Here is a 15,720-nt window from a genome sequence, read left to right on the forward strand (position 1 = left end):
CTACTTTAATAAACGCTTATTAATCGTCCATTTTAAGAGTATATGACTTATAAAAAAAAGAAAAAAAGATAAAGAGAAATTAAGAATTAGGCCGTATTCTGATTCTCTAAAAGTAATAGGTTCAATATTAAACGTAATAATATGAAAAAATGGTATTATATTACCACCTGTTAAATATTCCGTTGATACATAACCTCCAATGACTATAATAGGAACCATTACTTTTTTTGAAAAAAGTACTATAAAAAAGGCAATAGCTATATATAAAAGAGACTGAAATAAATATGGCAGCAATAAATTAAAAAAATAATTTTTATAATGTATTAAATTCAATATTAAACAATCAATAATAAGAAGTATTTCATATAATAATGTAAAAATACTAACTCTTAGTATACCATGCTGAAAAATGGTAAGAGGATAGGTAAACAGAACAGTATTTCCATCCTCTTCAAAATAATCATAATAAAGAAATATTATCCACCATGCTGAAAAAGGAACAACTAAAAATTCCATTTCTTTTAAAAGAATAAAATTAAGCTTGTTATCCAATAATACCATTTGAAAAAGAAAAATGATTTGAAGTAGAATAGGTAAATAAAAGGAATATCCTAGAGCTTTTATTTCAAAAGGAAGGTTTAGTTTTTTTAACATACTACATTTACCCTTTTCGTCAAATATAAATAGGTATCTTCTAACGTTGTTTCTACCAATTTTGCATTAGGAATATAGGATTCTGAGAAAAATCTAACTAAATAAGAATCGCTTAATTGTTTTGTTGAAATAATATCTTCTTCGTTTATTGCTAATTTTTTTTCAATAGGGATTTCTATTTCCCATACCATCCCCGTAGTTATTTCTATTAATTCTTTTCTACTTCCAGTTTGTAAGACCTTTCCTTGTTTCATAATAGCAATATTATTACAAGTAGATTCTAAGTCTTCCACAATATGACTTGAAATAATGATTATTCGGTCTTCTGATAATTTTCTTAAGAGTTGTCTAAAGCGTACGCGTTCTTCAATATCTAAACCAGCTGTAGGTTCATCTACAATAATAATTTTTGGATTTCCCAATAAAGCTTGTGCTATTCCCAGACGTCTTAACATACCACCTGAGAGATTTTTTATTTTCTTTTCTCTTTCATTCATTAAATTGACCGCAGAAAGAATGTTATCTATAGTAGTGTTTCTATTTGTTTTTATTGTTAAACCTTTTAAGATTGCGAAATGATTCATGACCTCTTTAATAGTTAAGTTTTTATAAATAGAAAAATGTTGTGGCAGGTAACCAATATGGTTTCTCACTTTTTTTACATTTTCCCATGAAATATCCTCTAAATGTATACTTCCGTTATCTTGTTTTTCAAGTGTTGCAATAATTCGCATCAGCGTAGTTTTTCCGGCACCATTTGGTCCAAGAAGACCAAATGATCCTTTTATTTGGAGAGAAACATTGTTTAAGACTTGCTTTCCTCTAAAGCTTTTATTTATATTATTTAATACTAAATTACTCAACATTTTCACCTACCCTATATTTCTTTAATAAAATTTGAACATCTTCCCATGACACTTTTCCACTTCTTATCATAGTAAACCATTCGATACAAAACTTATTTTTCTTGTCGAGATTACTTTCTTCTTTTAGCCAATCGGATAATGTCATTAATACTTTCTTTTTAGTCCCAGTGCTAGGTACCGAATTATACCATTCTATTTTATTTCCCTCATCAATAATATTATTTTGCTTATTATATATATATCCATACATAATTTCAAAAGCTTGCAAAAAGTCAGGGTCTTCCACCACTATATCTAGATACTTCCAAGTTAGTGCGGGAACAAGCCAATATGTATATATATAAGGAATATCAATTAGCCAAGAATCATCAGAATAATTTAACAACAAGATCTCTGGTGAATACCAAACAAACTGATATTGTAGAGAATTATCTGAAATAGATAATGTTGGAACCATCATAACTTTTGAAGGATAAGGTAGAGATAAATTAAAATCTTTTGAAATTTTATCCATCAATGATTTAGTTGCAAATTCAAATTCATTATATTTAAGTCCTTTTATATCACCAGGGAAAACTAGCAATGATTTTCCATTCTTTTTACTTTGCAATTCTCCGGTTGTTAATGTTAAGCCAAAAGAGGAAGTACCTTCCCATTTGTTTTCTCCTTCTTTTTCTAAGTTTGTGTATAACGGTTTTTTTCCACTATATTTAAGTTTATATGATACAAAGTTGTTTACTTGATGGTTTGTTCTTACTAATTGTCCATATTTATTGATAATAAAGGATGGTTTATTATCAACCGATGGAAGCCAGTTAAAGTAAAAAGGGAGGTAGATAGCTCTCTGATTGGCATAAAATAAAGGGGAGCTACTACCCTCATATTCTAATTCAAGAGACCACTTTGTTTTAGATTTCCATACTTTTTTTAAAAAGATTTGAATAGAATCTTGATCTTGCTTAAACTTTAATTCTTCATTTCCAACCCTAATACTTTTTATTTTTAAATCATGGTATAAAGAAAGAGTAAAATCTTTTAAGTCTTTATTACTATCATTCATCAAAACCATTTTTACACGAGACTTTAATAGTCTATCAATATCTAAATCAATATCATAGGATAAAATTGTTAAGTTATTATTCTCTATATAGTTAGATTTTTTTTCATAATAAGAAATATCATAAAATTCTCTGGATTTTTTACTCTCGTCTCCACTTACATATAACTGCCATTTTAAACTTAGAGGATAAGCAATTGTCATTATTAATAGAGATGAAATAGATAAAATTAACCAAGCAAATTTTTTTTCTAGTAAATTTTTACCTTTATATAAATAAAGGGTATACGTAACAACTAAAATTATTATCCACAATAGATGGGTTAACCAATAGAAGATATCTATGGAAAATCCATAATGACTATTATATACTCCATAAGGATTTGGATCTCCTAAATTTAACCACCTTGTAACTTGTTTCCATTGTGTTCCAATAAAAGCTGTATTCATTGGCCCTATTAACGCCCAAATAATTAAAGTTAATGGGAAAATGAGTTTACTTTTAATAATGATTGCTAATAGATAGCCAATACAGTAGCTAATAAAAAAAGGTATACAAAAATAGAGCAAAAAATAGAGAAACGCACTTAAATAAAAATGCGTAACTGGCCATCCTTTTAAAAAGTAATAACTTAAAAAAAGAAGGTACGATAATATACTTAAACCAAAAGCAACAATTGCACCATATAAGATATTAGAAATTATTTTATATAATAATGCATCTTTGATGGTTAAGAATAAATCAGTTAATTGATGCTTGTCCTCTGAACGCATTACCATGACGCCAAATAGCAAAAAAGCTAAAATACCTCCTTGAACTAGAAAACTTGTAGAGGTTAACATTTGTCCAGGTGATTGTATGTCATACAAGGCAAGTATTTCATAGCTAAAGAACCCTAGTAAAAGCAACCAAAATAATAGCTGTCTTTTAAACTGTAACCATAATAAAACTATACTGTTAATTATAATATGCAATATTTTCCCCTCACTTAGAAATAAATAATATATGATATTATTTTACTACAAAAAAGGAAATAAAATAATAAAAATGAAAAATTTTAACTTTTTTATAGGTAAATATGGTAATATTGACTTGTTGAATTAATTTGTGGAGGGGAAAAAATGAAAATTAAAAAAGCTTTAGGAGGAATTTTAACTTTTGGAGTGTTAATGTTATTTGGCTTTAATGCTTATGCATCAAGTTCTTTTGCCCAAATAGATAGTAGTAATCCAGACGCTTCTGGTTCACAAGTCTACTGTGGTGATCATGTGATGGATTCATTCTGGGCAAATAACGATAGTAGTATAGATTATTACGCTTATATTATGCAAGAAATAACAGGTCCTAATAAATCAGTTCATACTCGAACAGTTGGTGATAATCAAGAAATTTATGAATCTAATATTTGGATAGTAGATAAAGATGATTATTATGTAAGAGCAAAATGGACTGGTGAAGCTGGTCTTTATTATTTGCAAGGGGCAGCTGGAATGGAAAGTAAATAGGGAAATTAATTTAACTTTTAAAGATAGATTTCTAACATAATAGTTTTAAGAATAATACTGTATAGGGGGCTGTTTCATAAGTCATATTACTTATGAGATAGCTTTCTTCTTTATATGTGAATAGTGTCTAGTAAATAACATTTCTTTTTGCTCTTATGTTTTTAACAACATAGGGGCTTTTTTACATATGATAGCAAGTACAATAAATTAGTTGTGCCTGTTCGGAACGTTTTTGGTTAAACTTTATTTTAAATCTACATCATATGCAATAAGGTTTGAGAAAGTCCTTATGAAAAGATTAAGGAAATTTTCATTAGAGCTTGAGCCTAATAAGACTAGGTTAGTAGAGTCTGATCGTTTTACCAGTAAACATGCACAGAAAAAAAGGAAGAAATTAGAAACGATATACTTACTAGGTTTTACACATTACGGGAAACAAACTATTCTATTGAACAAATTAAAGAAGCTGTTAATAAACTGGACTCGTCAATTAGAGTTACTTTTGATGATACAAACAAAACAATTAATGTAACGCCAAATACAGTAAAGACATTTGTAGGAATTATCCATAACAGTATTGTACAACGTTTGATGTCCGGTGAAGTTGAAATAGCTATTTAGAATTGTAACTTTTGATCAAACTTTTTTATAAAAACTAACTGTACATTAAAACCGATCTCATACATTTTGATCAATCTTTTTTCAAAATGAGTGGGTTTCTTCTATTATAAAATCAACGTTTGCAGCTCACTTTTGATCAAACTTTATTTCAAAGCTACAAATTTTTGTGGATTTATAATAAAGTTTGATCATTTGTAACAAAGATTGATTATTTCTAAAAAAGATTGATCATTTATAATAAAATTTGATAAAAAATAGCCTCTTCGGGTTTGATATCCGTAAGAGGCTATTTTTGTGTTTCTAAATAAAAAAGAGGTGAATTTATGTCTAAACGCAAACGTTCAGTATCAATTGACAAAAAATTAAAAGATGGTTTTGGGCAAGGAATGGGCATTGATTACAAACCATGGGTTACTATTCAAGATGTACCATCTTTAGGACGTTCAACTCGATTAAAAGGGATAAAAGTAAAAAGACAGTTTGAATTTCTCTCAGATTAAAACGAAACTACTTTTATTTATTGGAATATTCAGGTTTTATTGTGGATATTCGTGAACAGTTTCCTTTATTACCAATTGAAGAAACAATTATCATCGCAGAAGAATTAGGGATTAAACACCCCACAGATCCTAATACAGGCGAACCAGTAGTAATGACAACAGACTTTTTAGTAACGGTAAGTAAAAATCAGCAGTATCAGAGCTAGAACTTTGAAATATAAAGATGAACTTATGAATAAAAGAGTGTTAGAGTAGTTTGAAATAGAGCGTATCTATTGGGAACGGCAGAATATAGATTGGGGAATTGTTACAGAGTTAGAGGTTTCTAAAAGATTAACGAGATTTTACACGTTAATAAAGTCAGAAAAGATTTTTCAGAGAAGGTGAGAGCGATATGATCTTTTATAACCAAGTCTATCAATATACTGATAGAGAAGAAGAGAATCGTATTCGTGTTATTGAAATAAATGATAATGCAGCATACTTGGTTGATCTTCATGGAGATACTTCGATGCCTAAAAAAATTTTACTTTCAGATATGGAGAATGAAATACAAAATGATATTTTACTTCCTATCCCAGATCCATATGCAAAAGAGTATCGTGAAAGAGGAGACCGGGATTATCGACTAGATGCCAGTTTGAATCTAGAAGAATTTACTAAAATCGTGATTCATCTTGTCCTGCATCATAATAAAAAAATTATTAATAAATATCCATTAGAAAAAGAAATGATAACCGCAGGATTAGCGGATACCCCAATTAATTTATGGACTTGGGGAATTGAAAATAAAAAAGGTAGATTACAGACAATTAGCGATAAAAATATATTGAGGTTGAATTTACTACCTAAAGGTAAAGCTCGTATCACAAGAGCAGGCATTAAATTTAAAGGATTGTCTTATGGCTCGGAAAAGGCTATAAATGAGCAGTGGTATTTAAAGATGAAAAATAAAAGTATTGAGGTAGTTTTTGATCCACGAGAAATGAACCAAATATATATCCCACATTCTGATGGTCGTAATTTCGATATATGTTATCTCTTAGATAGCAGTCATCAATATAAAAATAACTCTTTAGAAGAAATTGAATTTTATCAGCAGCTCTTACAAGAAATAAAATTACGATAAAGTACTAAGCAAAAAGAAAATACACTTAATGCAGATGCAGCGATTGACTCCATTATTAAACAAGCAGTTAAAGAGAAAAAGCAAACTTCTTCTGAAAGTAGTAAAGCAGAACGTTCGGTTATATTAGCTGGAATTCGTACAAATTCAGCTCTTTGGTCTTTTGTTAGTAATTCTTTCCCTCTTGATACCATATTTCCACCATCCCTTCAAAAACATAGATTATTTCTATTTTTCCAGATATCGATAAACAGTTGTCCGGGACACACCCCACCTTTGAGCGATATCCGTAATGGACGTCCCATTTGCCACCAATGTTTTCAACATTTCAATTCTTTTTTATCTAATTTCTCCGGTCTTCCTCCTAATCATCCTCTGGCTCTTGCTGCAGCACGACCAGCTGCTAAACGCTCTTGGATAAGATTACGCTCAAATGCAGCAAAAAGATGGAACATAAGTTGTCCCGTTGCACTGGCTTTGTCCATGGTGATGTTTTCCTGTAAGCTATGGAAGCTAATACCACAATCGTTAAGGTCATTCACTATTTTTATTAAATGTTGCATATTTCTTCCTAAACGACCTAAGCGCCGCCATACTACTATCGTGTCACCAGAGCGTACAAATCTAAGGTCTTCTTCCAATTCTTGTCTTTTATCACGATAAAACAGAAAAATTAAAAAACAAAGGATGAAATAAATGAAGGTAGGATATGCACGTGTTAAGATAACCCTGAGACAACACTGCCTGAAAATTGTAGATTTGATGCTTGTATTGTGATTTCAAAGGATTATCAAATGGATGATTCAATTTATGAAGGTAAACTCTCTGGTGGAAAATACCTTATTTACGAAGTCAAACATACGGCAGAAGATATTCAAATAGCATATGCTGATATTTTTTCATCTCTACAAAGTAATGGATATCAAATTGATAATAAACCTATTTTGGAAAAATACACTGGTGATATGATTAACAATCCTTATTGTGAAATCTGCGTGCCCATAAAATCATGACTTATCGGCTGTTGCTGTAGAACATCAAAAAATTATTAACAGCGAACAAACTTAAAGAGCATGTTTTAAAGAAGTGTATTAAAAACATGCTCTTATTCTATTAATGGTGAATTTTTCTTCATTTCTTATTCAACTAAGTATTCACTCCATCAAGAAGAAAATAAGCTAGATCCATTAATTATCATCACTAGAAATTAACGTTGTTTCATATATCGTTTTATTATGCTTTTCATGAAAGATTGAACAACCTCATAACCTACTGCATATCCAGCACAAAAAGAAAGACCTACAGGTTGGTATCCTTCTTGTTTGGCAATCTCATCACCAAACATATAACTACTTACCTCAGCAAATCCTTTTAATGATAATACAAATTAAACACATCAAAATGAATATTCATCAAATTTTATATTATTTATGCTACGTGATTGTTTTTATCTGATCTTGCCAATTTGCTATGTTTATATCCATATATAAAATAAATAATTAATCCTATTACAAGCCAGACAGCAAAACTAATCCAAGTTAAACCTGGCAATTGAAGAGCTAAATATAAACAAAATACACATGCTAAAATTGGTATTATTGGTACAAATGGAACGCGGAAACCAGCTGTATTTGCTATTTTAGATTTACGTAAAAATAAAATTCCAATTGAAACCGTCATGAACGCAAATAATGTTCCGATATTCGTTAATTCAGCTAATCTACCTAATGGAATGAAACCTGCAAAGATTGAAACTAATACACATGTAATCCAAGAATTCAAAACAGGTGTTTGTTTCTTTTTATTAACTTTTGAAAATACTTTTGGTAATAAGCCATCTCGACTAATGGCATAAAATAAACGAGTTTGTCCATATATCATAACGAGTAATACTGTTGTAATCCCTCCAATTGCACCTAGAGAAATAAATCCAGCCGCCCAGTCCTGGTTAATGTAATTTAATGCAAATGCTACTGGATTTTTTACATTTAACTGATCATAAGGTACAATTCCTGTTAAAATAAGCGAAACGATAATATACAATGCTGTACATACAAATAAAGAAGCAATAATACCGATCGGCATATTTTTTTGTGGATTACGTACCTCCTCAGCAGCTGTTGCTACTGCATCAAAACCAATATAAGCAAAGAATACCGTTGCTGCACCAGTTGCAACACCAGAAAAACCAAACGGCATAAACGGAGTCCAATTTTCTGGTTTTACGTACCATACGCCTACACCAATAAATAATAAAACAACAGCAATTTTTATAATAACTAGCACTGCATTAAAGCGAGCTGATTTTTTTACACCTTGGGTTAATAGAAATGTAAGGAGAAAAACAATCATAATAGCAGGTACATCAATATACGTTCCCTTAGCTGGGTCGTATGCGCTTGTTAAAGCTGTCGGAAAATGAATCCCCAATCCCGCTAATAAACCTTGAAAGTACCCAGACCATCCACTTGCAACAGCTGATGAGGCAAGTCCGTATTCTAATATTAAATCCCAGCCTAAAATCCAGGCAATTAATTCTCCAAACGTTGCATAGCTATACGTATAGGCGCTTCCCGAGACAGGTACACTTGAAGCAAATTCCGCATAACAAAGTGCAGCAAAAATACACGCTAAACCGGATAAAATAAACGAAATAATTAAGGCAGGACCTGCATGTTCAGCGGCTGCTACTCCTGTTAAAACGAAGATGCCTGTTCCAATAATGGCACCGATTCCGAGCATGGTTAAATCAAATGCACCCAAGTCTTTTTTTAGCTGAAGCTTCTTGTTGTCTGATTGAGATAATAATAAATTAATTGACTTCTTTCGAAAAAAATTCATGTACATTTCTCCATTAATATTATTTATATGTTAGATGATGGATATCAATAATGAAGATATTCCGCTTACATTGGATATCCATCAAATACCATATATTTTGTAATTTCTGCTTAGATAGGATAAAAATAATTCTATTGTTTTTGTATAAATTTTCAGAATATAAATGATAAAAAATTTTTTTGTTGCCCCCTTGGAAATGTAGAAGTGATGTGTGCCAAGGAGGGATTTTTCGAATCTAGTATGAATATCTATTATAAAGTTTTCACTCAAAAAATTATTTTTACTGATTAATACCGCATGTTAGAATTTTTCCTATCCAACAATCTTTTTTCAGCAAGTTTATCTGCAGCACGATGAGTCGATATATTTTCAAGTTCAGCAATTTTAAATATTTTTTGGAGATTAGTGTATATAGCATCAATCTTATTGATAGTACGTTCACGATTAAAACCGTGAAGTCCATCTTCTCCAGCAATTAATCCACCAGCATTAATTACATAATCAGGTGCATATATAATCCCTTTCTCTTTTAGCATATCTCCGTGGTATTCTTCCTTTAGCTGATTATTTGCTGCACCTGCTATTACACGTGTTTTTAGACGATTGATGGTGTCATCATTAATAATAGCCCCTATTGCACAAGGAGAGAAGATATAGCATTCTACATCATAAATTTCATCAACAGCTACTTCTTTAGCTCCAAATTCATTTACAGCTTTTTTACATTTTCAGCGTTAATATCAGTAACAATTAAATTAGATCCTTCTTCATGCAGGTGACGACATAAATTGTAGGCTAGACTGCCTACTCCTTGGACTGCAATCACTTTACCAGTTAAATCTTCTGAACCAAAAGCTTTTAGAGCTGCAGCTTTTACCCTTTTGTATACTCCATATGCCGTTAAAGGTGATGGGTTTCCATATCCTCCTAATTCAGGTGAAACTCTAGTAACGATAAAGGAGGATTGTTAAACTCCGAAGGTCAGTATAGATGAGGATATAATGAAACTAAATGAAAGAAGATAATAAGATTCCTAATTTATATTTAGTATTTATTCAAACTAGAAATCCATATATCTCCTTCCCTAAAGTACTACGTCTTTTTCAACTATTGTTTCTCTTAATTACCATCCGCGATCTTGCATACGAGCTTCAGGAGATAAAGAAGAAATTTCAATTCCCTTCATCGCTGTTCCAAGATCTTTTGATAATTCAGCAATAAGCTTGTAGTCTTGATAATGAGTTGTTGCTTCTACAATCGCTCTTGCATATTTTGCTGGATTCTCAGATTTAAAAATACCAGATCCAACAAATACACCATCTGCTCCAAGCTGCATCATTAAAGCAGCATCAGCAGGAGTTGCTACTCCGCCTGCAGCAAAGTTTACAACTGGAAGACGACCTAATTTTTTAATTTCAAGAAGAACTTCATAAGGAGCACCAAGAAGCTTAGCTTCAGTCATTAACTCATCTTCATTCATATGTACGACTTTGCGCACTTGAGCATTTACTTTACGAATATGTCTTACAGCTTCAACAATGTTTCCTGTACCCGGCTCCCCTTTTGTACGAAGCATTGCTGAACCTTCTCCAATGCGGCGAGCTGCTTCACCAAGATCACGGCAGCCGCAAACAAATGGAACGGTAAATTCTTTTTTAAGTAAATGGTACTCTTCATCAGCAGGAGTTAATACTTCACTTTCATCAATGTAGTCTACTCCCATCGCTTCCAATACACGAGCTTCTACAATATGACCGATTCTTGCTTTAGCCATAACAGGAATCGTTACAGCATTTAATACTTCTTCAACAATACGTGGATCAGCCATTCTTGCTACTCCGCCAGCTGCACGAATATCTGATGGTACTCTTTCTAGAGCCATAACAGCAACTGCTCCTGCTTCTTCTGCAATTTTGGCCTGCTCTGCATTGACAACGTCCATAATAACGCCGCCTTTTTGCATCTCGGCCATTCCGCGTTTAACTCGATCTGTACCCGTTTTCATTGTGTTTCCTCCAAACATCGCAATATCTAAATAGATTCACCATAATATAAATACTAAATACAAAAACCAATATATCAGCTTTGTTTGATATTATCATGAGTAAATCTCTTATACAAATAATTTGTTAGAAAATATGACATTTAATTTTTGAAGAAAATATTATAAATATATAAACATCATTTGTATTACAGTCCTAAAAAATTGTGAAAGACTAATAACTATTTTTTAGGAAAGGAATGAGTTATCACATCGTTATATTCTCTTCCTAATTTAAAGTTCTACATAAATTTAAGTTTTAGTCCTAAATAGTAACAAAAGGTTAGGTCTGCAAAATCTTGATGTAAATAGTTTGTAATTGATTAAAAGATTCTTGTAGATTTTATTTATCTAGGTTAACGTATGATTAAGCGATTAAAAATTAACTAATGAAAGTAGAAAACAAACTCTAGCTGAAAGGTAGTGAAGATTTACATGAAAAATATTAGTCAAATCAATCGTTCTTCTTTGAGAGATCAGGTATATAAAAGATTAAAATCTGCCATTATAAATCTAGAATTAGAGCCTAATCAACGAATTAATGATAAACTCTTAGCTGAAGAATTTGGTGTCAGCAGAACTCCTGTGAGAGAAGCCCTTAAAAGGTTAGAAGATGAAAACTTAATTGTATCTTCTCCTGGTTCTGAGACAAAGGTTAGTTTAATCGATACCCATCAAGCGAAAAATGCCTTTACTGTAGTAGCATCGCTTCATTCTCTTGCAGCTAGACTAGCGATTCCTCATTTAAAAACAGAAAATTGCCATGAAATGGAAAGAATTAATTCTGAATTTGAGATAGCAATTAAGCAAAGGAATGCAAAAGAAGCTATCAAAAAAGATAATGAGTTTCATGAGGTAATTTTGAAAGCATCTGGAAACCCAGAGATCTCTGTAGCGTTGGAGAGACTTATGCCAAAGATTAGACGACTTGAGTTATTTAAATTTAACTCAGTTGATGGAATAACTTCTGTAAAACAACATCAGAGAATAATTGAATGTATAGGTCAACAAGATAAAAAAGAATTAGCCGACCTCTTAGAAGAAAACTGGTTAAGTCTCTCTCAACTTCTTACAGAAGACTCGTAAGACAAAGTAACCTCCTTTTCGAAAAATAACTGTCATATATTCTAACAATATAGTTGTATAACCAATTTGCTCATGATATGGTAAAAAAGAAGTTGATATACTTCTTTTTTAAAACCGATATATTGGTTATTGATTTTTAATTTTTTCTTAAGAGAGGGGAAAGTTTAATGGTTAATGTTTCAGAAGAGATTACAAAGCATGAAGTTCACGATCCAGATGTTTTACGCACAGCACGCGAATTAATTGATAAATGCTCATCACCACGGATGATGCAACAAGAAGTTATTAATGCTGTTAAGAGAAATGACGTATGGAGAGGTAAAGAATGCCTTAATCTATTAGCTCCAGAGGCGCCAACAAGCCCGACTGTTAGAAATCTTTTAGCTTCTGAAGTTGGAACAAGAGCTGCAGAAGGACATATTGGCCCTACGCAAAGATGGTTTGCTGGAACTACTTATATAGATGAGATTGAATCACTATGTGTAGAGCTTCTAAAAAAAGTATTCAAGTCTAATTATGCCGATCACCGCTTGATAGCGAGTATGGTTGGTAACCTCACTGTGTATTCAGCTCTGACAAAACCTGGTGATAACATTATGACCATTCCTCAACCAACAGGCGGACACTCTAGCAATCGTTATGATGGACCAGCAGGAATCAGAGGCTTAAATATATTTGATGTACCGATGGATGCAAAAGAATTGACTGTGGATTTAGATGCCTTTGCTAAGACAGCCCGTGAAATTAAACCACGCCTTGTAGCTCTTGGGGCATCAATGACTTTATTCCCTTTTCCACTAAAAGAAATGACCGCAATCGTACAAGAATGGGGAGGAAAAATTTTCTTTGATGGTGCTCATCAGCTTGGATTAATTGGTGGAGGACAATTTCAAGATCCCCTTCGTGAAGGAGCTTGCATTATGACAGGTTCTGCCGGAAAAACTTTTAGCGGTCCGCAAAGTGGTATCATTGTATGGAATGATCCTGAAATCAATAAATCAGTAACAGATGCAATCTTTCCTGCGCTTGCAGCTACTCACCAAGTTAATCGTGTTGCGGCACTTGCTGCAGCTTGTGCAGAGTTTCTTGCGTTTGGTCAAGAATATATGGCGCAAATCGTAAAGAACGCTCAGGCATTAGGTAAAGCTCTTCAAGAAAGAGGTTTAACAATGCTTGGTGCTCATAAAGGTTTTACCCGAACACACCAAGTGATTGCTGATGTCCGTGCATTTGGCAATGGACTTCAAATAGCCAAAAAATTAGGTCGGGCAAACATTATAACCAACAAGAACCTTATTCCAAGTGATAAACCAGAAGATTGGGATTATCCAAGTGGATTGCGCATCGGAACAACAGAGGTAACAAGATTAGGTATGAAGGAAGAACAAATGGAAATTATAGCAGACTTTATTCTAGATGTCTTGAAAAACAAAAAATCAACTGAAGAAGTTCGCAAAGAAATTATTGATTTCCGTAAAGCTTACCAGAAGATACATTATTGCTTTGATTAATATAAAAAGAAATAAGAAGCTGACTAAAAAGGAGTTTAAAACGACCTTTTGGAGTTCAGATTTTTTTAAAAAGAGAAGTAAGCATAAATTTTTTGGAGTTAAAGGATACTGCATTATGTTTTGTTATAGATTTAAAATTTACCAAGATCTAATTCATAAAAAGTCATAAAAAATAAGGAGTGATACATATTAGTCATGTATAATATGTATCACTTGTTTACTACTTTTTCTGCAATCGCTCCCTATTCAAAGATCGGCATTTAACTCAATCCTTTATTCCATTAAAATACCCAGAACTTCGGTTCCTTCAATTTAGCGCTAGACTCTTGGAAATGAACCCTTCATCATATGATCATTTAAATGTTCTCCAGCCTCAATTAAGTAGCAAATGCTGTAGCTGTATTGAAATTATTAAAAGGGGATTTAAAAGGAAAAAATATCTTAATTAATATTCCACATTCTGGAACTGGTATGTCAACACTAAACTAGACAATTTTTTTAAGGTGTTCTTTTTTGTATTCAATTGGGCTTAAATACCCGAGTGTTCCATGAATTCTGATGTGATTAAACCAATGAACGTAATCATCTAATTCTAATTTCAACTGTTCCAAACTATCAAAATACATTCCTTTTATAAATTCTGTCTTGATACTTTTAAATGTGGCATCACCCCAGTTTTAGCTTATGGGCGAATGAAGGATACGTGAAGATCCCTTTTTCTTAAAGCAAAAGAACCAACAGCGAAACCAAAAGAAACCGTAAATTGTTATGACTTTTCTTCATGTTTTCTAACCTTCCATCGCGAGACCATTAGAAGCACCAGTGGCAGTAAACCGAATAAATACAACGCGACATTGCCCTGTAAAACCCCTAATTTAAACATGTCATTGATATTTTTCGGAATCATGGCAATGATGTAGATAACCGGAAGCAAGCCATACATAAATGGACGAATGCTCTTTTTGAAGAGTTGAGCCAGTCCTAAAGCACCACCATAGTAGAAGATCGTAAAGGAAGAAAACATTTGCATAATCCATATTACGAGCAACAAAGACTCATATCGTTCAAAGATCAAACCGGTGACTTCAAAACTTCGTATAAGATCAAGTGTCGGCCATGTTCTCGTGACCACTCCATCAACAGATAATGCTCCGATAACCATTACGACCGTTATCAAATAAAAAATCAACGGAAAAGCAATTCCAATTAGAACGGCTTTTACTGCTTTCATTGGTTCTTTCATAAATGGCAAAAGGAACAAAATGGTTTCAAAACCAGTGTATGATAGACCAGTTGTCTTTACTCCTTTTAGTACCGGTATCACTCCCAGCCCTAGTACCGGGCGTAGATTATCAATTTCAAATAGTTTGAAGCTCATAAAGGCAACAATTATAAAAAAGATGACGGTAATAGGCAAGATAATTTCAAACATTCGGGCGATCGGATTTATTCCGCCAATTATCAGATACAGACCTACCCACATAAATGTCATGATGATTGCCCAGGTAGGGGTGCCTTCCAACAAAAAAAATGTCAATACTTCTGCTAGCGCTCGGACTTGAAACCCACAAGCTGTAAAAAAATAACATACAATAAGCAGACTAAGTAACCCTCCAACCCATTTACCAACAATTTCTTGACTGTATTCATAAAAGGTTTTTCCGGGAAACTGTTGGCTTAATTTAACAATGAACACTCCTGCGATCATCGTGATCAGACCGCCTAAAATAACGGTGATCCATATATCTGGAGTTTTCACCTTCTCTACCGCTGTTCTGGGCAAAGTGAGGATTCCTACTCCGAATATACTATTGATCACGATAACAGTTGCCTGCCCGGTCGTAATTCGGTCTTTTGAACTGGTAATCATTGATGGTCACTTCCTTATTCACAATTCAGGATTACTACTTT

14 protein-coding genes and 5 pseudogenes are annotated in these 15,720 nt (G+C 32.6%); 8 read left to right on the top strand and 11 right to left on the bottom strand.

The genetic code is table 11. The annotated features are described in order from the left end of the window. The 3 genes from ACTYA4_RS06190 to ACTYA4_RS06200 are packed head-to-tail and all read right to left on the bottom strand — an operon-like array spanning position 1 to position 3,552. A complete protein-coding gene (locus tag ACTYA4_RS06190; RefSeq protein ID WP_443480439.1) occupies positions 1-654 on the bottom strand; it encodes a hypothetical protein in 654 nt (217 codons plus the stop codon). Continuing rightward, a complete protein-coding gene (locus ACTYA4_RS06195; RefSeq protein ID WP_445505579.1) occupies positions 648-1,517 on the bottom strand; it encodes an ABC transporter ATP-binding protein in 870 nt (289 codons plus the stop codon). The genes ACTYA4_RS06190 and ACTYA4_RS06195 overlap by 7 nt, the downstream gene beginning before the upstream one ends. Beyond that, positions 1,510-3,552, bottom strand: a complete 2,043-nt coding sequence (locus tag ACTYA4_RS06200; RefSeq protein ID WP_443480441.1) for a hypothetical protein — start codon at positions 3,550-3,552, stop codon at positions 1,510-1,512. Before ACTYA4_RS06200 ends, ACTYA4_RS06195 begins: the two co-directional genes overlap by 8 nt. 147 nt (positions 3,553-3,699) lie before the next feature. Here ACTYA4_RS06200 and ACTYA4_RS06205 point away from each other — a divergent pair, with 147 nt between their 5' ends. From ACTYA4_RS06205 to ACTYA4_RS06225, 5 genes are all read left to right on the top strand, one after another. Beyond that, positions 3,700-4,083: a hypothetical protein gene (locus ACTYA4_RS06205; RefSeq protein ID WP_443480442.1), complete on the top strand. Its 384-nt coding sequence runs from the start codon at positions 3,700-3,702 to the stop codon at positions 4,081-4,083. A 289-nt stretch (positions 4,084-4,372) separates the two neighbouring features. Next, on the top strand, positions 4,373-4,615 hold the full coding sequence (locus ACTYA4_RS06210; RefSeq protein ID WP_443480443.1) for a hypothetical protein: 243 nt from the start codon (positions 4,373-4,375) through the stop codon (positions 4,613-4,615). 412 nt (positions 4,616-5,027) lie between these two features. Continuing rightward, positions 5,028-5,204, top strand: coding sequence for a hypothetical protein (locus tag ACTYA4_RS06215; protein WP_443480444.1), 177 nt, complete (start codon positions 5,028-5,030; stop codon positions 5,202-5,204). A gap of 20 nt (positions 5,205-5,224) precedes the next feature. After that, complete coding sequence (locus ACTYA4_RS06220) at positions 5,225-5,410, top strand: TnsA endonuclease N-terminal domain-containing protein (protein WP_443480445.1); 186 nt, start codon at positions 5,225-5,227, stop codon at positions 5,408-5,410. Between the two features lie 188 nt (positions 5,411-5,598). Continuing rightward, a complete protein-coding gene (locus tag ACTYA4_RS06225; protein ID WP_443480446.1) occupies positions 5,599-6,333 on the top strand; it encodes a Mu transposase C-terminal domain-containing protein in 735 nt (244 codons plus the stop codon). Here the strand turns inward: ACTYA4_RS06225 and ACTYA4_RS06230 are convergent. Next, a complete protein-coding gene (locus tag ACTYA4_RS06230; protein ID WP_443480447.1) occupies positions 6,300-6,524 on the bottom strand; it encodes a hypothetical protein in 225 nt (74 codons plus the stop codon). The two genes, ACTYA4_RS06225 and ACTYA4_RS06230, sit on opposite strands and share 34 nt — an antisense overlap. A gap of 34 nt (positions 6,525-6,558) precedes the next feature. Then, positions 6,559-6,989 (bottom strand): annotated as a pseudogene (locus ACTYA4_RS06235) (recombinase family protein); the annotation flags it as partial. A gap of 63 nt (positions 6,990-7,052) precedes the next feature. On the opposite strand from ACTYA4_RS06235, the pseudogene ACTYA4_RS06240 reads away from it, so the two are divergent. Beyond that, a pseudogene (locus ACTYA4_RS06240) lies at positions 7,053-7,343 on the top strand (AraC family transcriptional regulator); the annotation flags it as partial. A gap of 174 nt (positions 7,344-7,517) precedes the next feature. On the opposite strand, the pseudogene ACTYA4_RS06245 reads toward ACTYA4_RS06240, so the two are convergent. From ACTYA4_RS06245 to pdxS, 4 genes and pseudogenes are all read right to left on the bottom strand, one after another. Beyond that, positions 7,518-7,711 (bottom strand): annotated as a pseudogene (locus tag ACTYA4_RS06245) (DUF2268 domain-containing putative Zn-dependent protease); the annotation flags it as partial. Positions 7,712-7,758: 47 nt separating this feature from the next. Beyond that, the gene (gene bcaP, locus ACTYA4_RS06250; protein ID WP_443480448.1) at positions 7,759-9,171 is read right to left on the bottom strand and encodes a branched-chain amino acid transporter BcaP; all 1,413 of its coding nucleotides are present in this window, start codon (positions 9,169-9,171) and stop codon (positions 7,759-7,761) included. A 287-nt stretch (positions 9,172-9,458) separates the two neighbouring features. Beyond that, a pseudogene (locus ACTYA4_RS06255) lies at positions 9,459-10,138 on the bottom strand (Glu/Leu/Phe/Val dehydrogenase family protein); the annotation flags it as partial. Positions 10,139-10,294: 156 nt separating this feature from the next. Beyond that, positions 10,295-11,176 (bottom strand): pyridoxal 5'-phosphate synthase lyase subunit PdxS, encoded by an 882-nt coding sequence (gene pdxS, locus ACTYA4_RS06260; protein ID WP_443480449.1) that lies wholly within the window; start codon positions 11,174-11,176, stop codon positions 10,295-10,297. A 471-nt stretch (positions 11,177-11,647) separates the two neighbouring features. On the opposite strand from pdxS, the gene ACTYA4_RS06265 reads away from it, so the two are divergent. Continuing rightward, a complete protein-coding gene (locus ACTYA4_RS06265) occupies positions 11,648-12,298 on the top strand; it encodes a GntR family transcriptional regulator (protein WP_443480450.1) in 651 nt (216 codons plus the stop codon). 167 nt (positions 12,299-12,465) lie between these two features. Further along, entirely contained in the window at positions 12,466-13,809 is a 1,344-nt protein-coding gene (gene glyA / locus ACTYA4_RS06270) for a serine hydroxymethyltransferase (RefSeq protein WP_443480451.1), read from the top strand. A gap of 485 nt (positions 13,810-14,294) precedes the next feature. On the opposite strand, the pseudogene ACTYA4_RS06275 reads toward glyA, so the two are convergent. Together ACTYA4_RS06275 and ACTYA4_RS06280 are read right to left on the bottom strand one after the other, a co-directional pair. Next, positions 14,295-14,477: pseudogene (locus tag ACTYA4_RS06275) on the bottom strand (IS3 family transposase); the annotation flags it as partial. A gap of 98 nt (positions 14,478-14,575) precedes the next feature. Beyond that, positions 14,576-15,679 (bottom strand): spore germination protein, encoded by a 1,104-nt coding sequence (locus tag ACTYA4_RS06280; protein ID WP_443480452.1) that lies wholly within the window; start codon positions 15,677-15,679, stop codon positions 14,576-14,578. Positions 15,680-15,720: the final 41 nt, after the last annotated feature.

The sequence above is a fragment of the Niallia yueguangensis genome, from assembly GCF_052663115.1.